This is a genomic window from Myxococcus guangdongensis (assembly GCF_024198255.1).
GTDB lineage: Bacteria > Myxococcota > Myxococcia > Myxococcales > Myxococcaceae > Myxococcus > Myxococcus guangdongensis.
This window is the reverse complement of record NZ_JAJVKW010000005.1, coordinates 191,386-210,040: the sequence shown is the minus strand read 5'-3', so window position 1 is coordinate 210,040 and position 18,655 is coordinate 191,386. Positions and strand designations below refer to the sequence as shown.

The 18,655-nt window shown below is 69.4% G+C and carries 14 protein-coding genes; 5 read left to right on the top strand and 9 right to left on the bottom strand.

Annotated features, from left to right (window positions below):
- Nucleotides 1-82: 82 nt before the first annotated feature.
- Both LXT21_RS17430 and LXT21_RS17425 read right to left on the bottom strand, forming a co-directional pair.
- Nucleotides 83-526 (bottom strand): inorganic diphosphatase, encoded by a 444-nt coding sequence (locus tag LXT21_RS17430; protein ID WP_254039272.1) that lies wholly within the window; start codon nucleotides 524-526, stop codon nucleotides 83-85.
- Nucleotides 527-565: 39 nt separating this feature from the next.
- Nucleotides 566-1,582 carry a stage II sporulation protein M gene (locus tag LXT21_RS17425; protein ID WP_254039271.1) on the bottom strand — a complete coding sequence of 339 codons (1,017 nt, stop codon included), beginning with the start codon at nucleotides 1,580-1,582 and terminating at the stop codon, nucleotides 566-568.
- Between the two features lie 72 nt (nucleotides 1,583-1,654).
- Between LXT21_RS17425 and LXT21_RS17420 the strand changes: the two genes are divergently transcribed.
- On the top strand, nucleotides 1,655-3,157 hold the full coding sequence (locus tag LXT21_RS17420) for a hypothetical protein (RefSeq protein ID WP_254039270.1): 1,503 nt from the start codon (nucleotides 1,655-1,657) through the stop codon (nucleotides 3,155-3,157).
- A gap of 113 nt (nucleotides 3,158-3,270) precedes the next feature.
- Here the strand turns inward: LXT21_RS17420 and LXT21_RS17415 are convergent, their stop codons facing one another.
- Nucleotides 3,271-4,830: a bifunctional metallophosphatase/5'-nucleotidase gene (locus LXT21_RS17415; protein WP_254039269.1), complete on the bottom strand. Its 1,560-nt coding sequence runs from the start codon at nucleotides 4,828-4,830 to the stop codon at nucleotides 3,271-3,273.
- Between the two features lie 243 nt (nucleotides 4,831-5,073).
- On the opposite strand from LXT21_RS17415, the gene LXT21_RS17410 reads away from it, so the two are divergent.
- The gene (locus LXT21_RS17410) at nucleotides 5,074-6,933 is read left to right on the top strand and encodes a hypothetical protein (RefSeq protein WP_254039268.1); all 1,860 of its coding nucleotides are present in this window, start codon (nucleotides 5,074-5,076) and stop codon (nucleotides 6,931-6,933) included.
- 240 nt (nucleotides 6,934-7,173) lie between these two features.
- Here LXT21_RS17410 and LXT21_RS17405 read toward each other — a convergent pair whose 3' ends face one another.
- Nucleotides 7,174-10,302 (bottom strand): cyclic nucleotide-binding domain-containing protein, encoded by a 3,129-nt coding sequence (locus tag LXT21_RS17405; protein WP_254039267.1) that lies wholly within the window; start codon nucleotides 10,300-10,302, stop codon nucleotides 7,174-7,176.
- A gap of 151 nt (nucleotides 10,303-10,453) precedes the next feature.
- Between LXT21_RS17405 and LXT21_RS17400 the strand changes: the two genes are divergently transcribed.
- Nucleotides 10,454-11,311 carry an RDD family protein gene (locus LXT21_RS17400; RefSeq protein ID WP_407666994.1) on the top strand — a complete coding sequence of 286 codons (858 nt, stop codon included), beginning with the start codon at nucleotides 10,454-10,456 and terminating at the stop codon, nucleotides 11,309-11,311.
- Here the strand turns inward: LXT21_RS17400 and LXT21_RS17395 are convergent.
- Nucleotides 11,253-11,771, bottom strand: a complete 519-nt coding sequence (locus tag LXT21_RS17395; RefSeq protein ID WP_223746608.1) for an outer membrane beta-barrel protein — start codon at nucleotides 11,769-11,771, stop codon at nucleotides 11,253-11,255. The genes LXT21_RS17400 and LXT21_RS17395 overlap by 59 nt on opposite strands.
- Nucleotides 11,772-11,871: 100 nt before the next feature.
- Between LXT21_RS17395 and LXT21_RS17390 the strand changes: the two genes are divergently transcribed.
- Entirely contained in the window at nucleotides 11,872-12,933 is a 1,062-nt protein-coding gene (locus tag LXT21_RS17390; RefSeq protein WP_254039266.1) for a tetratricopeptide repeat protein, read from the top strand.
- 34 nt (nucleotides 12,934-12,967) lie between these two features.
- Nucleotides 12,968-14,023 carry an FHA domain-containing protein gene (locus tag LXT21_RS17385; protein ID WP_254039265.1) on the top strand — a complete coding sequence of 352 codons (1,056 nt, stop codon included), beginning with the start codon at nucleotides 12,968-12,970 and terminating at the stop codon, nucleotides 14,021-14,023.
- A 73-nt stretch (nucleotides 14,024-14,096) separates the two neighbouring features.
- Here the strand turns inward: LXT21_RS17385 and LXT21_RS17380 are convergent, their stop codons facing one another.
- The 4 genes from LXT21_RS17380 to LXT21_RS17365 all read right to left on the bottom strand — a co-directional run bounded on the left by LXT21_RS17380 (nucleotide 14,097) and on the right by LXT21_RS17365 (nucleotide 18,608).
- Nucleotides 14,097-14,612: a tetratricopeptide repeat protein gene (locus LXT21_RS17380; protein ID WP_254039264.1), complete on the bottom strand. Its 516-nt coding sequence runs from the start codon at nucleotides 14,610-14,612 to the stop codon at nucleotides 14,097-14,099.
- A 50-nt stretch (nucleotides 14,613-14,662) separates the two neighbouring features.
- Nucleotides 14,663-15,739 (bottom strand): DUF1521 domain-containing protein, encoded by a 1,077-nt coding sequence (locus LXT21_RS17375; RefSeq protein ID WP_254039263.1) that lies wholly within the window; start codon nucleotides 15,737-15,739, stop codon nucleotides 14,663-14,665.
- Between the two features lie 164 nt (nucleotides 15,740-15,903).
- On the bottom strand, nucleotides 15,904-18,027 hold the full coding sequence (gene sctV, locus LXT21_RS17370; RefSeq protein ID WP_046712721.1) for a type III secretion system export apparatus subunit SctV: 2,124 nt from the start codon (nucleotides 18,025-18,027) through the stop codon (nucleotides 15,904-15,906).
- 98 nt (nucleotides 18,028-18,125) lie between these two features.
- Nucleotides 18,126-18,608 (bottom strand): tetratricopeptide repeat protein, encoded by a 483-nt coding sequence (locus LXT21_RS17365; RefSeq protein ID WP_254039262.1) that lies wholly within the window; start codon nucleotides 18,606-18,608, stop codon nucleotides 18,126-18,128.
- Between the last annotated feature and the right edge of the window lie 47 nt (nucleotides 18,609-18,655).

Here is an 18,655-nt window from a genome sequence, read left to right as displayed (position 1 = left end):
TCCCAGCTTGGGCGCCGCGCGGGATTCCAGGCGGAGACGTGGGTGGGACCGCTGACGCAGGGCGCGCCGAGCTACCGCGTCCTCAGGATGTGGAAGACACGGATGACGGCACCGGCAGCCACCCCGTGAAGCGGGTGTCCGTGTCGTTGCCGCGCACGAGGTGCAGGCCCCGCTTGAAGAGCGCGTAGACGCGGAAGAAGGACTCCAGCCCGGCGCGCTCGGCGGCGCTCATCGGGGCCGCGCCGAAAATCACCTTCGGGTCGCCCTTGCCCGAGTCGACGAAGCCGAGCACCCCCACCACCGGCAGCCGCACCCGCTGCCCGCGAGCGAGCCGCGCGCCCAGCACCACCGCGTCGAGCGGATCTCCATCATCCGCCACGAGCCCCGGGATGCTGCCGTAGTTGTACGGACACGGCACCGGCGACACGAAGTCCACCGAGCCATCCGCGCGCCGCTTCACGAACGAGAAGCGGGGGCACTCGATGAGGACCTCGGGCAGGGCCGGCAGTGGGGGCAGGAGCAGCACCCGCCCCGTGTAGCACGGCCCCGACTCCCACGATGCCCGTCAGGACGCCGGGGGAGCGTCCGAGCCTGGCTCGGCCGGGTGGGAGTCTCGCAGCCAGTCCGAGAACAGGTACGCATAGACGCCCGAGCCCACCACCAGGGCGAACGTCACCTTGAAGGCCACCGACAGCTTGGGCGGATGGATTTGCGACACGGTGCCCTCGATGAAGCCCGCGAGCACGAACAGCGCGAGCGTGCCGAACAGCAGCTTCACCGCCGTCACCGCCTCCATGCGCAGCGCCTGTCCCCGGGTGAGCCCCTTGGGGGCCACCAGCCCCCGCGCGATGACGAGCCCCGCCGCGCCCGCGATGCAGATGGCCGTCACCTCCGGGATGCCGTGCGGGAGGATCCACGCCCAGAACCAACCGGCCATGCCCTTCGCGGCGTACACCTGCGCGAGCGCGCCCAGGAACAGTCCATTGACGAACAACATGATGGCCGTGCCCAGCCCCAGCGTCACCCCCAGGGCGAAGGCCAGGAAGGCCACCTGGATGTTGTGCGTGAAGAGGTACGACGAGAAATGGGCCTGCTGGTCGGCCGTCATCCCCTCGCCCTTCGCCTCGTCGGCGGCGCGCTGGACGGGGTCCAGCTCCAGGTGCTCGGCGGGCACCAGGTAGTGCGCCGCCTCCGGGTCCACCAGCATGCCCAGGTAGCCGAAGCCCCCGCCCGCGAGGAACAGCAGCACCGCGGCGATGTACATGCGGACCTCGCGGTGGAAGAGCGCCGGGAAGCCCCGAGCCACGAAGCCCCACACGTCCGCGAACCGGGGACGCCGCCCCGGGTAGGTCAGCGCATAGGCCCGGCCCACCAAATCGTTCAGGTACGCGCTCACGTCCGCCGAGCCGCTGCGGGCCCGGACCCAGAGCAGGTCGCTCGACACGGCGCGGTAGAGCTTCCCGAGCGTCCTCGCGTCCTCCAGGCTCAGGCCCCGGAGGCCCCGGGTCTCCGACTGGTCCAGCAGCCGTTCGAGCTTCTCCCAGCGAGGCCGGCGCGACTCGATGAACTCCGCCATCTCCATGACGACACTCTAGCCCAGCAGGGAGGGATGCCCACCCTGCCCTACGGGCGACAGTTGTGGGAAAACAGGAACATGACGTGTCGGCTGGCGTTGCTGGGGAGCCTTCTGGCCTGTGTGACGGGGTGCAGCTCCATGCGAGCGCTGTGTCCCCTCGAGGGCGGCCGTCCCTGGGTGGAGGTGAAGAGCCCGCACTTCACCGTCCGGACGAACCTGGACGCGGAGACGTCCGCCGACGCCGCGCGGGATTTGGAGATGATGCGCCAGGGCCTCTTGCAGGCCTGGGGCGGCAGCTTCGACCCGCCGGGCACCGTGGAGGTCATCGTCCTGCGCAACCGCCGGGAGCTCTCCGAGTTCACCCAGGTCAGCATCGAGGGCTTCTCCGCGACGATGGCCGAAGGCCCCGTGCTGGTGATGGCGGGCCACAGCTACGCGCTCAGCGAGGAGGGCGCGGACGTCTCCACGCAGGCCCACGAGCTGACGCACTACCTCTCGCAGTTCGCGCTGGTGCGGCAGCCCCGCTGGCTGTCGGAGGGGCTGGCCACCTATCTGGAGACCATCGCGCTCAAGCCGGAGAAGCAGGAGGTGGTGCTGGGGGCGAAGCACGGCCCCTTCCTGGACATCGCCCGGCGCAACGGCTGGCGCACGCTGGACGAGCTGTGGGAGTGGGACCGCCGCGGGCCGATGAGCACCGCGGAGTCCCAGCAGTACTACGTGTCCGCGTGGCTCTGGGTGCACTTCTTCATCAGCCAACACGCCGAGCGCTTCGAGCGCTTCCAGAAGCGGTTGATGGGCGGGGAGGATCCGCGCGTCGCCTGGGATGCGTCGTTCCACGGCGTGAAGGACCTGGCCGGACAGGTCCACGCCTACGCCCTGGGCACGGTGCCCACGCGCTCTCCGACCATCACCGCGCCGCTCTTGCCCGTCTCCGGTGACATCGACATCCGGCCCCTGGAGCCCGCGGAGGTGCATGCCATCCGCGCGCGCCTCTTCCTGATGACCCCGGGAGGGTCCTCGCCCGAGGAGCGACTGGAGAAGGCCGAGTTCGAGATGGCCCAGGCGCTGAAGGAGGACCCGGGCAACTTCACCGTGGCCCTGTTGCGCATCCGCAACACGGCGGAGCCCGAGCAGCAGCTGGTGCTCGCACGGGCGCTGGTGGGCCGCAGCCCCGAGAACGGCAGGGCCTGGGACGCGCTCGCCCAGGCGCTGGACGCCGCGGGCTACGCGACGGAGGAGCAGGAGGCCGCGCGGCTTCGAGCGGTGGAGCTGATCCCCGACAACGTCGGCGCCCAGGAGGGGCTCGCCCGCTACTACGCGCGCACGGCCCAACCCGAGCGGGGGCTGGCGGCGGCGCAGCGAGCCCTCGCCCTGGCACCAGGGAACGCGAGCGTGCTGGACACGTACTCCACCATCCTCTTCCAGCTCGGCCGGTGCCAGGAGGCGCTCGCCACGCAGCAGCTCGCGGTGGAGGTCCTCTACGAGGGCACGCCGGTGAGGTTGAGCCAGACGGTGCATGACACGCTGGCGCGCTACGAGGCCGTGTGCGGCACGGCGACCTCGCCCATCGGCGGTGAGTAGCCGCGCCTCCGGCGGACGACGGGCCACGGACATCGAGGCCCGCAACGACGAAGCGCCGGAAGAGCCCCGCTGGGGACCCGTCCGGCGCCTCGGACACCCCGCGTGGGCGCGGGTTACTTCAGCTGCTTCTCCAGCGGCTTCTTCTCGTTGGAGTCGAGCTGCTTGGTCCAGTCCACCACGGGCGTCTGCCACGCCATGCCCGTCTCGGTGGGCTCGGGGGCCAGCTTCTCGAACTCGAAGCCGTCGCCACCGAAGTACAGGTACTCGACCGTGGCGACCGTGTACTCCTTCGCGGGGTCCAGCGCCTTGCCCTTGGCGTCCTTGAACTTGCCCTTCCCGGCGGCGGTGAAGCCGGAGATGAGCGCGTTGGGGTTGGCCAGCTGCTTGGCCAGGTCCTCGCCCTTGAGCTTCACGACGAGCAGCGAGTTCTCGAACGGCATCACCGTGTAGATGCTGCCGCGAGTCACCGCGCCCGCCGGCAGGTCGCCGCGGATGCCGCCCTTGTTGAGGATGGCCGCGTCCGTGCCGAGCGACTCACGCACCGCGCCCGCCACCCACTTCGCCATCTGCGGCGAGGCCTGGGTGATGCCCGTCTTGGTGAAGCCGATCTGCTGGCCCAGCACCTCGTCGAGCTGCGCCTTCCACTTGGCGACCAGCTGCGCCGTCTCGGCGTCGGGCGTTCCACCGGCCACGTCGACGAGCTTGCCCTCGAACTGGGTGACCTTCTCGCCCGCGGGCTTCGCCGGGTCGAAGGTGATGTGCGCGCTCAGGTACTTGGAGAAGCCGCGGTCCAGCGACGCGAAGATGGTGCCGTTCTCCTTCGAGTACACCTGCGCGGGGCAGCGGCCGCCGGCCACGAGCGCCAGCTTCCACTCGGGGTGCTTGGCCACCACCGGCTGCAGCTCGGTGACGCAGGTGTCGGCGACGACGACGACGGTGTCCGCGCCCGCCTTGCGGGCCTCGGGGATGGCGCTGGAGAGCGCCTCCTCGTAGCCGGTGACCTCGAGCCCCTCGGCGCGGCCGGCCATCGCCGTGCGCACGGTCTTCTCGGAGGCCAGGCCCACGACGCCGATCTTCAGGCCGCGGCGGTCGAACACCTGGAACGCGGGCAGGGACATGTCCCCCGCGAGCGCCGGGTCCTTCACGCGCAGGTTGGCCGCGAGGAACGGGAAGCCGCCGGAGGCGCGGTTCTTGAGGAAGGCCTCCTTGCCGAACGCCAGCTCGTGGTTGCCCATGGCGGAGGCGGCGTAGCCCATGCGGCCCATGACCTCGGCCGTGGGGGCGCCCAGGAAGAAGGACGACAGGGCCGGCCCGTTCCAGTGGTCGCCGGTGGCGAGCGCCAGGGTGCCCGAGTCCGCGCACGTGGCCTGGCCATCCTTGACGGGGCCCGGACAGTGCTTCTCGTTGTTCACCCATTGCCCGAGCAGCTCGGCGGCGCCGCCCTTGCCCTCGACGGGCTGGAGCTGGCCGAACGTTCCACCGGTGACCAGCAGCGTGACTTCGCTGGGCACGGCGGGCTTCGCGGAAGCGGCGTCCGGCTGTTCGGTCGCGGGCGCGGCGGGAGGGGGACTGCTCTTCTCGCAGCCGGCCAGAGCGCCGAGCGCGAGGACCAGCACGCCGGACAGGCGCGACTGGCGGGAGGGACGGAAGCGGTAGCAGGGGGTCGAGTTCACAGCAGCGCCGTTTAGCACAACTCCGGACGTGATACGGTGGCCGGCGTGTCGGATCATTCGGCCCCTGAAGCCCCACCCTCACGCGCAGGAGAGCAGAGACAAGACGCGGCGAGCGGGGAGAACCCTTCCGGTCGTACCTCGACCCAGCATTTCTGGGAAGAGCTGCAAAAGGGAGCAACCCATTTCCAGGAGCACGGCTCCGGGGTCGGCCAACAGGGTCGGCTGAGGCAGTTCGCCCACGGGTTGAGCCTGCCCTTCCACATCGCCCGAGCCTTGCTGGCGGACTCCGCCGCGCGCTCCCGGTACCTGCGTGTGGGGATGATGCAGACGATGGTCGCCCTGGCGCTCGCCCTGACGTGCATGGGCTCGGCGAAGAAGGCCGCGAACGCGGTGGACGAGCGGCGGGACGCGGCTGTCGAGGCGGAGGTCTCCAAGGTCTTCCAGGCGGCCGCGCAGGCACTGACGGCGGACAAGGCGAAGGAGCGCGATTCGGAGAGGATGGAGCGCCGCCGCGAGCGACGCCGATGGCGTGGGGCCAAGGAGCTTCCGGAGCAGGAAGCCACGTCGAAGACCCAAGCCGGAGATGAGACATCCGCGCCACGGGGAGCGGCCGGAGCCATCGCGGGCACGGCCGCCGACACCGAGAACGCCGAGCCGGTGGACGGCGATGAGTCCTCGGATGAGCAGGCGGTCGCGGAGCCGGGTGACGAAGAGGAGTCCTCCGAGCAGGAGCAGACCTCCGGGACACCCGCGCCAACGCCCTTCGCGAAGAAGCCCACCCCGACGCCCTCAGCTGGAACGTCCGAGACGGTGTCGCCGGAGCAGCCCGCGAAGACAGGAGACGAAACGCCGGCACCCAAGCGCCAGGCTCAAGCCTCCGAGAAGCACGCGGCGACGACGAAGACCACCGCGCCAACGGATGACCGCGCGACCTCCGAGAAGCACGCGGAAGCACCGCGGCCCGCGGAGACCGCCATCCCGGGTACGCCCACGAAGGAGCCGAACACCACCGAGGACGGCACCCCGAAGGCCCCGGAGAGCACCGAGGCCGTGCTGGATGACGTGGACTCACTGCCGCCCGATGTGCGGGAGAGCCTGAAGGCCGCCAGTGCCGCCATGAAGCAGGCCCTGGCTGCGGAGGCCGCGCGCGACAAGGCCTTCGAGCAGCGGGTTCGCGACGTCGAGGCCGCGGCGAGCGGACAGAGCGACGGCGGGCCGTCCTTCTCGAACGCGCTGGGCGCACTCATCGCCGACGCGATCGCGACGGAGACCAAGAAGGGCAGCGCCCGGGAACAGACGGGCGGCGACGCGGCGGGTGAGCCCCCCGCGAGCAAGCCCCGGAAGAAGGTCGAGCCTCCGGAGGAGGACGCCCTGCCCTTCCTCTCGTTCAAGGGGTTCTCGTTGATCGGCCTGCCGTTCTGGATCGCCCTGTTCGCGGCGATGCAGCTCGCGCAGTGGGTCATCATCGCGCTCTCGCGCGACTACCACGACGTCATCTCGCGCGACGCCAGCCTGCTCACGCGCATCGAGCCGGAGGACGAGGCCTTCACGCCGCACGTCCGCTTGAACGTGCAGTGGCTGCGCAAGAAGGTCCAGCGTCGGGTGCGCGCGATGCTTCTGTTCGCGGTGGGAGTCCCAGCCGCGGTCTTCATCGTCTCGCCCTTGTTCTGCACGGGATTGAGCAGCCCGTTGATCACGGTCATCACCTCGCTGTGGGGTGTGTGGTGGCTGATGGTGTTCACCGCCGCCAAGAGCTGCCATGCCTGGGACACGGTGGAGGGCCAGCGGCCTCCCTGGTTCCTGCGCGCGTGGACGGTGCTCACCACCAAGGTTCCCGGTCTGCGGTGGGGGATTCTCCAGCGCTATGGCGCCATGTGGACCCGGCGCACGAGCGAGGTCTACGCGCCCGTCGCCTCGGTGGAGCGTCACCCGTGGGCGTACGCGGGGCTGTCCCTGGTCCGCTTCGTGGGCTCCTTCGCCCCGCTGAAGTTCTTCGTGCGGCCGCTCATCCCCGTGGCCTCCGCGCACATCCTCCAGCACGAGCGAGCCCGCCGGCTCCCGCCCACCAGCACGGGCCCGGACCACCCCGCCAAGGACACCTGAGAGGACTCCGCGTCGCCGGGCTGAACGCACGGCGCTCGCCACTCAGCTGCCCTCGAGTGCCTCGCGGTCAGTGGCACGCGGCGCTCGCATCGAAGCACCCAGGACGCCGAAGCGCGATGAACCGCGCAGGCCGCGCTGGGTGCGCTCCTCCGTCGTCGGCTACGAGCCCGCTGACACAGGCCCCGTGCGCAGCGGCACGAAGCATCGAAGCCCCCGAGAAGCCGAAGCACGGCGAACCGCTCAGGCGTCGCCGCCCCGGGTGCGCTTCTCCGTCGTCGGCGGCTCCGAACCCTCGGGAGCAGGCCCCGTGGGAAGTGGCGGCGCGGTGGGCGCCGCGGGCGCGGTCATCTCCAGCCGCTCGCCCGTCTCGCGCGAGTCCGGCAGCGCGATGAGCGCCTGGAGCTGCAGACTCACGGCGCGGAAGAACCCCGTGAGCAGCTCGGGCCGGTCCGCGAGCAGGTCCAGGAAGTCACGTCGGTCGATGATGAGCACCCGCGTATCCACCGCGGCCACCATGTCCGTGGGGCGCGGCGCTCCGTCCAGCAGGCTCACCTCGCCGAAGGCCTGCTTGCCCTGGAAGCGCAGCACGTGCTCGCCGTCATGGAACGCGTCGATGGCGCCGTCGACGATGACGTAGAGCGCGTCGCCTGGGTCGCCTTGCGCGTAGATGCGCTCACCGGCGCGGAAGAAACCCTCTCGGGCCACCGCGGCGATGGCCGCGATGTCATCCACGTCGCTCTGGGAGAAGACGCTCACGCCCTCCAGCTCGAACATCCGTTGGACAATGCGGTCGCTCAATTCACCCTCCTGCGGGAGCACGTCCAGCCCGTTCACCCGCGCGATGTGGCGGGCGCACGCGCGCAGCACCACGTCCTCGCTCTGCACCAGCGCCGCCAGCCTGCGCCACAACCGGCCCGACGCCCCGGGAGGCAGCTCCCGGTGGTGCGCCTCCACCTGCTCCATCACCAGCTCCCGGTCCTCCTCGGAGAGCAGGTTGTCCAACAACTCCAACGCCAGCGCCCGCCGCCGCGCATCCTGCCCCACCAGGTTGTAGTGGATGCCGCGCATGCGGTGCGACGAGTCCAACAACCCCAGCAGGAAGAACGACAGCTCGAGCGCCTGGTCCAGCCGGTCGCCCACCGCGCGGGTGAGCAGCGAGCCATCCCCCAGCGCCGCGCGCACGTCGCGATAGGCCCCCACCAGCGCCCGATACGTGTCCCGTCGACGGCCCAGCGCCTCGCGCACGCGGTCCACATCCACCGGATGCTCGGGGTGCTCGTCGCGAAGCCGCGACAGCTGCGCGCCGATGCGGAAGTGCAGCGAGGCATCATCCCGCACGTTGGAGAACAGCAGCGCGTCCAGCGCCGCGGGCGTCCCGATGCCCCGAAGCACGCGAGGCAGCTGCAGCCGCATCGCCAGCGGAGCCTTCTTGTTGTTGAGGTGCTCCTCCACCAGCGGCGTCACCGCGTCACCCAACGCGATGAGCGCCTCGCGGGCCGTCTTGCGCTCCTCGCGCCACGTGAGGAAGGGCAGCAGCCGGGGCGCGAGCTCCACGTACCCGCCCTCCCCCACCGCGGCCAGCGTCACGCGCCGCACGGTGGTGTCCCCATCATCGAGATACCGCGCGAGCGGCCCCGCGAAGCGCGCGTCCTGGAGCCGCCCCAGGAGCTTCGCCACCTCGCGGCGCTCCATCACCGGAGCCCCTTCACCGCGCGCGAGCAGCTCCTCCAGCGACGACAGCGCCGCCGCGCTCCCCGTCGACTTCACCAGGGCGCCGATGGCCGCGCACCGCAGCCCCACATCCGGATGATTGAGCAGCGCCGGCAACAGCCGCTCCGCCCGCTCCGGAGACAACCGCGCCAGCGCCCACACGGCCTGGTCCCGAGGCCGACGAGGCCCCTCCTCCACCAGTCGCTCCAGCACGGGCGCCAGCTCGCGCGCCTCCAGCTCCAGCGCCAGGGCCACGCCCCGCTCCAGCACGCGCTCGTGGGGATGCCGCAGCAGGGCCGGCAGGTGCTGACGCAGCGACACCTCGGCCTGCTCCATCAGGTCCACGGCGCGGAGCACGCGGTCCGGCATGGGAGCCGACAACGCCTCGGTCAGCAGGCGCTGCTCCTCCTCCCCCTCCAGCTCCACCTCCTCTTCCTCGTGCGCGCCCACCTGCTCACCCAGCGCCGCGACGTAGGCGGGCTTGAGCCGCACCAGCAGCAACGCGAGCGCCGCGCACATGGCCACCACGGCCACCGCCATCGACATGCCCGTGGCGGCGCGCCCCGCGCCGATGAGCAGCAGGCCGGCCACCACCACGCCGCTCTTGCGCAGCAGCCCATCCACCGCCGCGCGCAGCCCCTCGCGCTGGTCATCCGGCACCGCCGCGTAGAGCAGCTGGATGCCCACCGGCAGGATGGAGTAGCTCACCGCCGTCTCCACCAGCCGCAACAGGTGCACCGGCCACAGGTCGGGCGTCACCAGCGTCGCGCCCGCCAACGGCGCGAGCACCAGCGGCACCAGCGCCACGTAGCGCAGCAGCCCCAGGCGCTTGAGCAGCCGCTGCGTCAACAGCAGCTGGAACGCGACGCAGAACAGACCAATCCACAGCTGCAGCGAGCCGAAGAGCGCCGCCAGCGCGTCCTCGCTGAGCTGGCCCTCCAGCCGGATGCGGAACAGGTAGTCGACGAAGGACGACAGCACCGCGAACGAGATGCCCAGCGCCGCGAGCACCTGCGCGTAGGGGCTCTCCGCCAGGTAGCTGAACGCCATGAACGACGTGGGCGCCGGACGCCCCCTGGGCGGAGGCGGCGGCTCACCGCGATACAGGTGGTGGAAGATGGCGCCCGCGACCAACAGCCCCAGCCCGCCACTCACCACCATGGCCGGCGTGCCCAGCCGCTCCGCCAGCCCCTGGACCAGCAGACCTCCGACGATGCCGCCGCCCATGGCGAAGCCATTGAGCGCGGTGAAGGCGCGCCGGGCCTCGCGCGCATCGAAGGCGGACGCCATGCGCGCCCAGAACCGGAACGACACGAACGTGGAGAACGTGTCCGCGAACAGGTACAGCGCCAGCGCCGAGGTGCTCACCCCCACCGACAGCGCCACCGCCAGCCCCATCGACACCACGCCGCCCAGCCCCGTCAGCACCCCCGGCGACTCGAACGGCGAGCCGGGCTTGAAGCGCGGCAGCACCGTCAGCGCCGCGGTGATGAGCGCGCCCAACAGGTACAGGTAGGGCAGCGCCTGCGAGTCGAAACGCGACAACACCAGCGCGTTGGCCGCCGTCTTGAGCTGCGTCACCCCTGCGATGAGCGCGAACTGAAAGGCGGCCGCCGGCAAGAGGCGGCGGTTCCAGGATGAGGTGGCGGAGGGGGGCACGTTGCGCGAGGGGCGGCGAGGCTACCCCACCACCCCGACAGCCATGATTAACACAGACGCCCGTCCGGCCGCGCCCCCCACGGGGCACTCGCCGGGTGCTCGGCCAGGCAGGGCTCCCGAAAGGCTCACCTGGGAATACCCGGGGCCACCCATGCTCCCCCGCATGCCCGGAGAGCCGGCTAGACTGCCCGCCGTGACGACGGCCACCGACACCTTGCTGGACGGCACCCACACGGTGCTCACACCGGAGTACGTGGAGTTCCGCTTCACGCTGGCGGGCCTGTACTCGCGCTTCCTGGCGTGGCTGCTGGACTCGGTCATCGTCGTGGTCATCAGCCTGGCGGTCATCCTGGGGCTGAGCCTGGTCATGGCCGCCTTCCCCGGCGTCGCGAGCGCCCTGGGCATCGTCGTCTACTTCCTGGTGGACTGGGGCTACGGCATCACCCTGGAGACGCTCTGGAGCGGCCAGACGGTGGGCAAGCGCGCCCTGTCCCTGCGGGTCATCCAGGAGAGCGGCGTGCGCATCGGCTTCTACCACGCGGCGCTGCGCAACCTGGCCCGTCCCGTGGACCGCCTCCCCCTGCTCTACCTGGTGGGTGGCGTGACGGCCCTCGTCTCCGGCTCGCAGCAGCGACTGGGGGACATGCTCGCCGGCACCATCGTCGTGCGCGAGCGGCGGCTCAAGGTGCCCTCCGCCATCAACGCCTCCGGCGAGGAGGGCCTGCTGGCGGATCCGCTCTTCGTCTCGCGCGTGAAGCGGCTGTCCACGGAGGAGCGGGAGCTGGTGCTCACCGCCGTCCTCCGCCGGGACGAGCTGCGCATGGAGGCCCGCCTGCGCCTGTTCGCCGCGCTCGGAGCGCGGCTGCAGGACGCGCTGGCCATGGAGAAGCCGGCCCACCTCTCCGACGAGAAATGGACGCTGCTCGTCGCCGCGGCCCTCCTGCCCAACGCTAGAAGTACGCCGCCACGCCCGCAGACAGCGTCAGCGAGTTCTGCGTCTTCTCGTTGAGGGCGATGTAGAAGTTGTACTGCGCCCGCAAGCCCACGCTCACCGAGTCGGACATGAAGAAGTCCACGCCCGCGTTGGGACCGATGCCGACGAAGTTGCTCATGCTCTCCTTGAAGACGATGAGGTAGCTGATGTCGGAGCCGAGGTAGGGGCGGATGCTCTCCTCCATCAGCAGGTAGCGGATGCCCAGCGACGGGGCCAGGCCCACCACGCGCTTCCGGGCCGGGTCCGTGGTGTCGCGGGGGAAGGCCACCTTCGACAGGGACACCAGCTCGAAGCCGTTCTCGATGTAGAGGCTCGCGTCGATGCCCAGGAAGAAGGCGTCGTCCAACCCCTTGGTGCGGTTGAAGTCCATGTAGCCCAACGACAACCCGAGGCTGCGATTGGCGAACTGGGCGTGGGCCGGGGCCGCCCCGAGCAGGGCCAGCGCAAAGGTGAAAGCACAGAGCAAGGTACGCATGGACGGCCACTCTAATCGTGCAACCCACCGAAATCAGCCCGGATTCAGGCCCCGCCGGGGCGTTGCACGACAGGAGGCGCTCTCCTACACTCGGCCGGCCATGCGCCTTGCCCGCCTCGTCACCACGGTCTCCCTGGTCTGCGTGCTTCCACTCGCCGGCTGTCTCTCCACGCCGCCGCCCCACGAACGCGCGCTCATCAACAACGAGCTGTGCGCCCAGGAGCTGCACAACCAGAACCTGGTGAAGGCGGAGGTCTACTGCGACCTGGGCCTGGAGTTCTCCCCCCAGTACGCGGACCTGTGGGCCAACAAGGGCATCATCGCGATGATGTCCGGCCGCAAGGAGGACGCGAAGAAGCACTTCATCAAGGCGCTTCGCTACAACCAGGAGCACCTCCAGTCCTACCAGAACCTGGGCTACCTCTACGCGGAGGAGGGCGCCTACGGGAAGGCGCACGACAACTACCGTCGCGCCCTGAAGGTGAACCCGGACAACCTGGACACGCGCTACAGCCTCGCGGTCACGATGATGAAGATGAAGAAGTACACGGAGGCGAAGAAGGAGTTCCGCACCCTGCTCGCCATCAATCCGAACCTGGCCGCCGCCCACCACTCGATGGGCATCATCGCCTTCGAGGAGGACCAGTACGAGGAGGCCGCGGAGCACCTGGCCCAGTCGGCGGCGACGGACCCGAACAACCCGGACGTCTGGCACGACTACGGCAACACGCTGATGGAGCTGGGGCGCTTCGTCGACGCGCGCGAGGCCTTCGCCAACTGCATCCAGTTGGACGCCAAGCTGACCAGCTGCGTCAACAACCTCGCCCTGGCCCAGCGCAAGGCGGCGCTCACGGACGCCGGTCTGCGCGAGGTCAAGGACACCCAGCAGGCGGAGAACTCCGCCCCCGCGCTCTACACCCTCGCCCGCACCTTCCGCGAGAAGGGGCTTCTGGCCGAGGAGGAGACCACTTACAAGAAGTGCGTGAAGCTGGAAGGGAAGTACGCCCCCTGCCACTTCGGCCTCTTCGAGCTCTTCCAGGACGCCAACAAGCACGAGCACGCCGAGGTGGCCTGCAAGAACTTCCTGAAGTATGCGACTTCCGAAGAGTTCCCCACCGAGTATCAGACGTGCGAGAAGTACCTGAGCAACGCGACGTTCTGATGCCCCGCTGTTCCCTGCAAGCACCACCCCCTCGATGAGCGTCCGTCTCACCGTCACGCAGCGCAGCGAGGCCGGAGCCAAGGGCACCGAGCACGTCCTCACCGAATCAGTCATCACGCTGGGGCGCGACAAGTCCTGCCAGGTGGTCCTGGCCCAGCAGGCGGTGTCGCGCAACCACGCGCGCATCTGTCAGGAGGGCACGCTCTTCTTCCTCGAGGACCTGGGCAGCGCCTACGGCACCCAGGTCAACGGCAAGCCCCTGCCCAAGGGCGAGAAGCGCCTGCTGCGCAACGGCGACGTCATCGCCATCGCCCAGTACGACGTGCGCTTCGACAAGGTGACGGAGCTCATCAACGCGGACGCCACGTCGGAGAAGACGTCCTTCATCGCGCGCGACAACCTGAAGGACGTGATGCGCGGGCTGTCCTCCTCGGAGGAGCGCTACCTGCGCATCATGAACGGGCCGCGCGAGGGCGAGCGCATCGAGGTCGCCGACGCGTCCGAGCTGGTCATCGGCCGGGACGAGAAGGACGTGGACATCGTCCTCAAGGACGACCTCACCTCGCGCAAGCACGCGAAGATCCGCCGTGACTGGTCCGGCACCCACGTGGAGGACCTGGGCAGCCGCAACGGCATCAAGGTCAACAAGAAGCGGGTGAACCGCAAGGCGCTCAAGGACAACGACGAGGTGGAGGTGGGCGGCACGCGCTTCCTCTACGTCGACCCCGCCGAGCCCGCCGAGGAGCCCGTCCAGCTCGCCACCGACGTGAAGAAGGCCCCGCCTCCGTCGCCCTCGCGCCCCGCGCCGGTGCGCAAGGAGAAGCCCCCGGAGCCGGAGCCCGAGCCCGCCCCCCCGGAGCCCGAACCCGAGCCCGCTCCCCCAGAGCCGGAACCCGAGCCCGAGCCCGAGCCGGGTCCCATCGAGGAGCCCTTCCAGCCCTCCCAGGAGAACTCCGTGCCGGACGGGGTCGCTCCGGGCGGCGCCATGGCGATGCTCAAGGACAAGCAGAAGCTCGTCCCGCTCGTCGTCATGGGCGTGGTGGGGTTGGTGTTCCTGGTGCTGCTCATCGCCGTGGTCGCCGGCGCCTGAAGCCCTGGGGAGTCACGGGGCGCGAGGAGGAAGGCGCGCCCTGCTCGGTTCTCACCACAGGGACGGCGTCACGTCAGCGCTTCGGCGGGGCGGCCTTGAGCGACTCGGCCTGCTTCTTCAGCGCGAGCAGCGTGCTCCGGGCGCGCTGGGTGGAGCGCTTCTTCAGGCCTGGATCCAACTCGATGGCCCGGCCCAAGTCCTTGAGGCCCTCCGGGACCTGGCCCCGGCGCAGCAGGATTTCACCGCGGCCCACCAGCGCATCCCCGTGCGAGCCATCCAACGCGAGCGCGCGCTGATAGGCGTCGAACGCGGCATCCACGCGCTCCAGCGTCAGCAACGTGGCGCCCAGTTGGGTGTGGAAGGCGGGCTCCTGGGGCGCGGCCGCCACCAGGCCCTCGAAGATGTCCAGGGCCAGCCGGGTGCGGCCGGCCTGGAGCATGTTGTGGCCAATGGCGGCGTACTCGAAGAGCCGCTCGCGTGTCATTCCCAGGAACTGCCCCAGCTGCAGCTCGCCCTTGACGAGCTTCTCCACCAGGGCCTTCGGAATCTGCACGTCCGCTGAACCACCGCTCTGCGGTTTGCCGCTCACGACCACCTCGCGAGAGGCCCCTCTTCCAGACAGGGCCCCCCTGCCACGAGTCAGATGAAGATGCTGCTGCGCGGCTTGATCATATCATTCAGCGAGTTGATCTCATCCAGCGCCTTGAACATGTCGGTGACCGACTTGAAGCGGTCCTCGATGGGCTGCTCCTTCTCGGACTCCTTGGGCTTGCCCAGCGCGGCGATGGCCTCGCTGATGTGGTCATTCACCTTCTTCATCAGCGCGTCGCGCTGCTGGGTGATGTCCGCCGTCTTGGCCGTGTCCTTCTTCTCCTTGGCCGGCTCGGGCAGCAGGTTCAGCACGGAGGGAGTCTCCTTGTACTGGAACTCCAAGTCCTTGCCGTGCTTGAAGGTCGCGCCGCCACCCTCGTCACCGACGACCTCCTTGCCCACGTTCGCCCAGTCGTCGGAGTCCTTGCCCATGACGAGCAGGTCCCGGCTGCTGTGCTTGAACGCGTCGTCCCACTGGAAGGCCACGGTCGTCTCGTAGCCGTCCTTGGTCAGCTCACCGACCTTGCCCTTGCCCTTGTCGATGTCCGTCACGGCGATGCGGTCCGCGCCGTTGGTGACGTCCAGCCGGCCCGTCACCGTCATGCCCGCGTTGCCCCAGGGCACGGTGGTGCAGTTGATCTCCGTGCCGTCCGGCAGCTTGAACGTGGTGTTGCGCTTGAAGTCGAACTTGCCGCCGTCCGACTCGTCGACGTGCGGATCACCCCAGATGCGGGTGCTCTTGTTGTCCGGTCCGGAGATCTTCCACTCGAACTGGCCCAGCTGCTCAATCTTGTAGCCGCCCGGCGTGGTGATGGTGCCCTTGTCGTCCACCTTCAGCTTGTCCGGCGGACGGAAGGTGTTCTCGGTGATGACGGGCTTCTCCGCGGGGAACGTCCCGCTCGTGCCCGCCGCGCCGCTGGTGTCGCCCGGCTTCCCCGCGGACGAGAACGAGTTCTCGCCCAGCTGGTTGAGCTGCTTCACCGTCGCTTCCATCTCCGCCAGCGCGCGGTCGACCGTCTTCTCGATGAGCGCGAGGTTCTTCGTCAGCTCTGCTTCACTCAGGCCGACCTTGGAGCTGGTCGAGGTGGTACGCGGAGCGTTGCCGGCTTGGGTGACACCCGTCATGGACTTCCTCCCGAATCTCGGGGAATCCCGTGCTGAAGAGCAGGCATTCCCGCCGTACTTCCATTGTCGGTCTCAAGACTCGCGAGTTGCGTTCAAACGCGAGGATTCCGATCAGGACGGCGCGGGGTCAGAGGTGACGCCCCGCGCCCTGCCCTGCCCGGTGACTACCGGGTGGAGATGCGCGCCACCGGCTGGATGTTCAGCTCGGGGGACAGCTCCTGGTAGCTGAGCACGGAGAACGAGGGGTTGAACTCGTACTCCAGCAGCTTGCGCACGTAGCGCCGGATGTCCATGGCGGTGAGGATGACGGGGCGCTGGGCGGACGGCGGCAGGTGGCCACACTCCGAGCGCACGGCCTGGACGATTTCCTGCGCCAGTTCCGGCTCGAGCGCCAGGTGCGCGCCCGCCGAGGTGCGCTTGATGGAGCCGCGGATGGCCTCCTCGATGTTCGGGTCCAGCAGATAGACCACCAGCGTGCCGCTGCCTCGCGCGTACTTGTGGGAGATGTAGCGGCGCTGCGAGGCACGGACGTGCTCGGTGAGCATCACGTTGTCCGCCTCCACCTGGCCGTACTCCGACAGGGCCTGGAGGATGCCGCGCAAGTCACGGATGGAGATCTCCTCCTCCACCAGGCGCTGGAGGATGTCCGTGAGCTTCAGGACGTTGACGACCTTGGGGATGACCTCCTTGACGATGGCGGGGAAGGCCTTCTCCAGCTGCTCCAGCATCGTCTGCGTCTCCTGCACGCCGACGAACTCCCGCGCGTTGCGCCGGAGGATGGCCGCCACGTGGAGGATGATGTAGCCGGGCACGTCCCACGTCGTCAGGCCCGCGGCCTCCAGCGTGTCGCGGTGCTGCTCGGGCACCCACGCGGCCGGCTGGCGGGTGGCGGGGTTGATGGCCTCGAAGCCCTGGATGTTCATCAGGCGCAGGCGGTCCACCGTGTCGTTGACGAGCACGTGGCCCAGCGTGGCCTGGCCGGTGACGACCGGCACTTCGTTGATCTGAATCTGGTACGCGCCCGGGGGGAGCGACGAGTTGCCGCGCGCGCGCACGCCCGGGAAGCGGACACCCAGCTCCACGAAGAGGCCATCGCGCATGAACGGGATGAGCTCGAAGAGGAACTTGCCGTTGTCCTGACGCGAGTCCACGTACGGCACCAGCGCGTCGGAGACCTCCAGGACGATGGGCGTGACGACGGGGATGAAGAGCTCGGAGTCCGGGTTCATCGGCTCCTTGGGCGCCGGCTCCGACGACATCGGCGTGCCCAGGTCCGACTCCATGGCCGGCCCGGCCTCCTCCACCATCTGGTCCTGCTTCTGCTTCTTGAGCATCGTCCACGCGCCGAAGCCCGCGCCGAAGCCCAACAGGAAGAAGGGAATCTTCGGCAGACCCGGCACCAGGCCCAGGACGATGAGCATGCCCGCGGCGATGGCGATGGCCTTCGGGTACGCGGTCAGCTGCGTGCCCATGTCCTTGCCCAGGTGGGCGCCCTCCTCCTCGCCGCCCACGCGCGTCACGATGATGCCGGCGCAGGTGGAGATGAGGATGGCGGGAATCATGCCGACCAGGCCGTCACCGATGGTGAGCAGCGTGTACTTCTGCGCCGCGTCGCCCGCGGACATGCCCTTCTGCGTCACGCCGATGATGAGGCCACCGACGATGTTGACGACGGTGATGATGATGCTTGCGATGGCGTCGCCCTTGACGAACTTCATGGCGCCGTCCATGGCGCCGAACAGCTGGCTCTCGCGCTCGAGGTCTCGGCGCTTCTTCTTGCCCTGGTCCTGGTCGATGGAACCCGCGCGCAGGTCCGCGTCGATGGACATCTGCTTGCCCGGCATCGCGTCCAGGGTGAAGCGCGCGGCCACTTCGGCGACGCGCTCCGAGCCCTTGGAGATGACGATGAAGTTCACGATGACGAGGATGAGGAAGAGGATGGCGCCGACGACGAAGTTGCCCTGCACCACGAAGTTTCCGAAGGCGACCACCACCTCACCCGGATCTCCCGTCAGCAGGATGAGCCGTGTGGTGGAGATGGTCAGCGACAACCGGAACATCGTGGTGATGAGCAGCAACGTCGGGAACACCGACAGGTGCAGCGCCGCCGGCACGTAGAGCGACACCAGCAGCAGCACCACCGAGATGCTGATGTTCAGCGTCAGCAACACGTCCAGCAGCAGCGGCGGCAGCGGGACGATCATCATCCCGACGATGGCCACCACGACAATGGCCAGGACGATGTCGGAGTACTTCGAGAGGAAGCTGTTCGGATTGGAGGCGGACATCAGAGGATACCCATCCTAGTCCGCGCCCGGCCCCGGGCCCAAGGGGGGCCTCATGAGCCGGGCGGGGGGTTCCGTCCGGAGGGACGGGAAAGGCTTCTTCAGGAACGCTCGGAGCCGGAGTCGCGCTCGGGGGCGCCGGACTGGGCCTCCTCCACGCTCTCCAGGGCGGCGGCCGCCAGCATCCGCGCGCGACCGCTCAAGGGGTCCTTGCCCTCGGGGTCCAGGGACACGGCGTGGTTGAAGTCACGCGCCGCCTCCATGACCTTGCCCTGGCGCAGGTGGACCTCGCCTCGGTTGACGAACGGCGTCAGGTCCGAGGGGTCCAGCTCGATGGCCCGGTTGAAGAAGGCCTCCGCCTGGTCCAGGTTCTCCAGCGCCAGGTGGCAGGCGCCGAGCGCGGTCTGGAAGTAGGCCTCGGAGCCATCCATGGAGGCCAGCTCCTCGAAGAGGGCCAGCGATTCCTGGAAGCGGCCATCCTGGAACAGGTCGAAGCCTTGGGTGGCCCGCTCGAGCAACTCGGGACCGGACAGCGGCTTCACTTCATTCTCGGAGACCGGCGCCTTGGCTTGGGTCGTCGTCATCTGGACTCATTCCCGGGGCGAGTACGGAAGGCGGACGGGACTCTAGC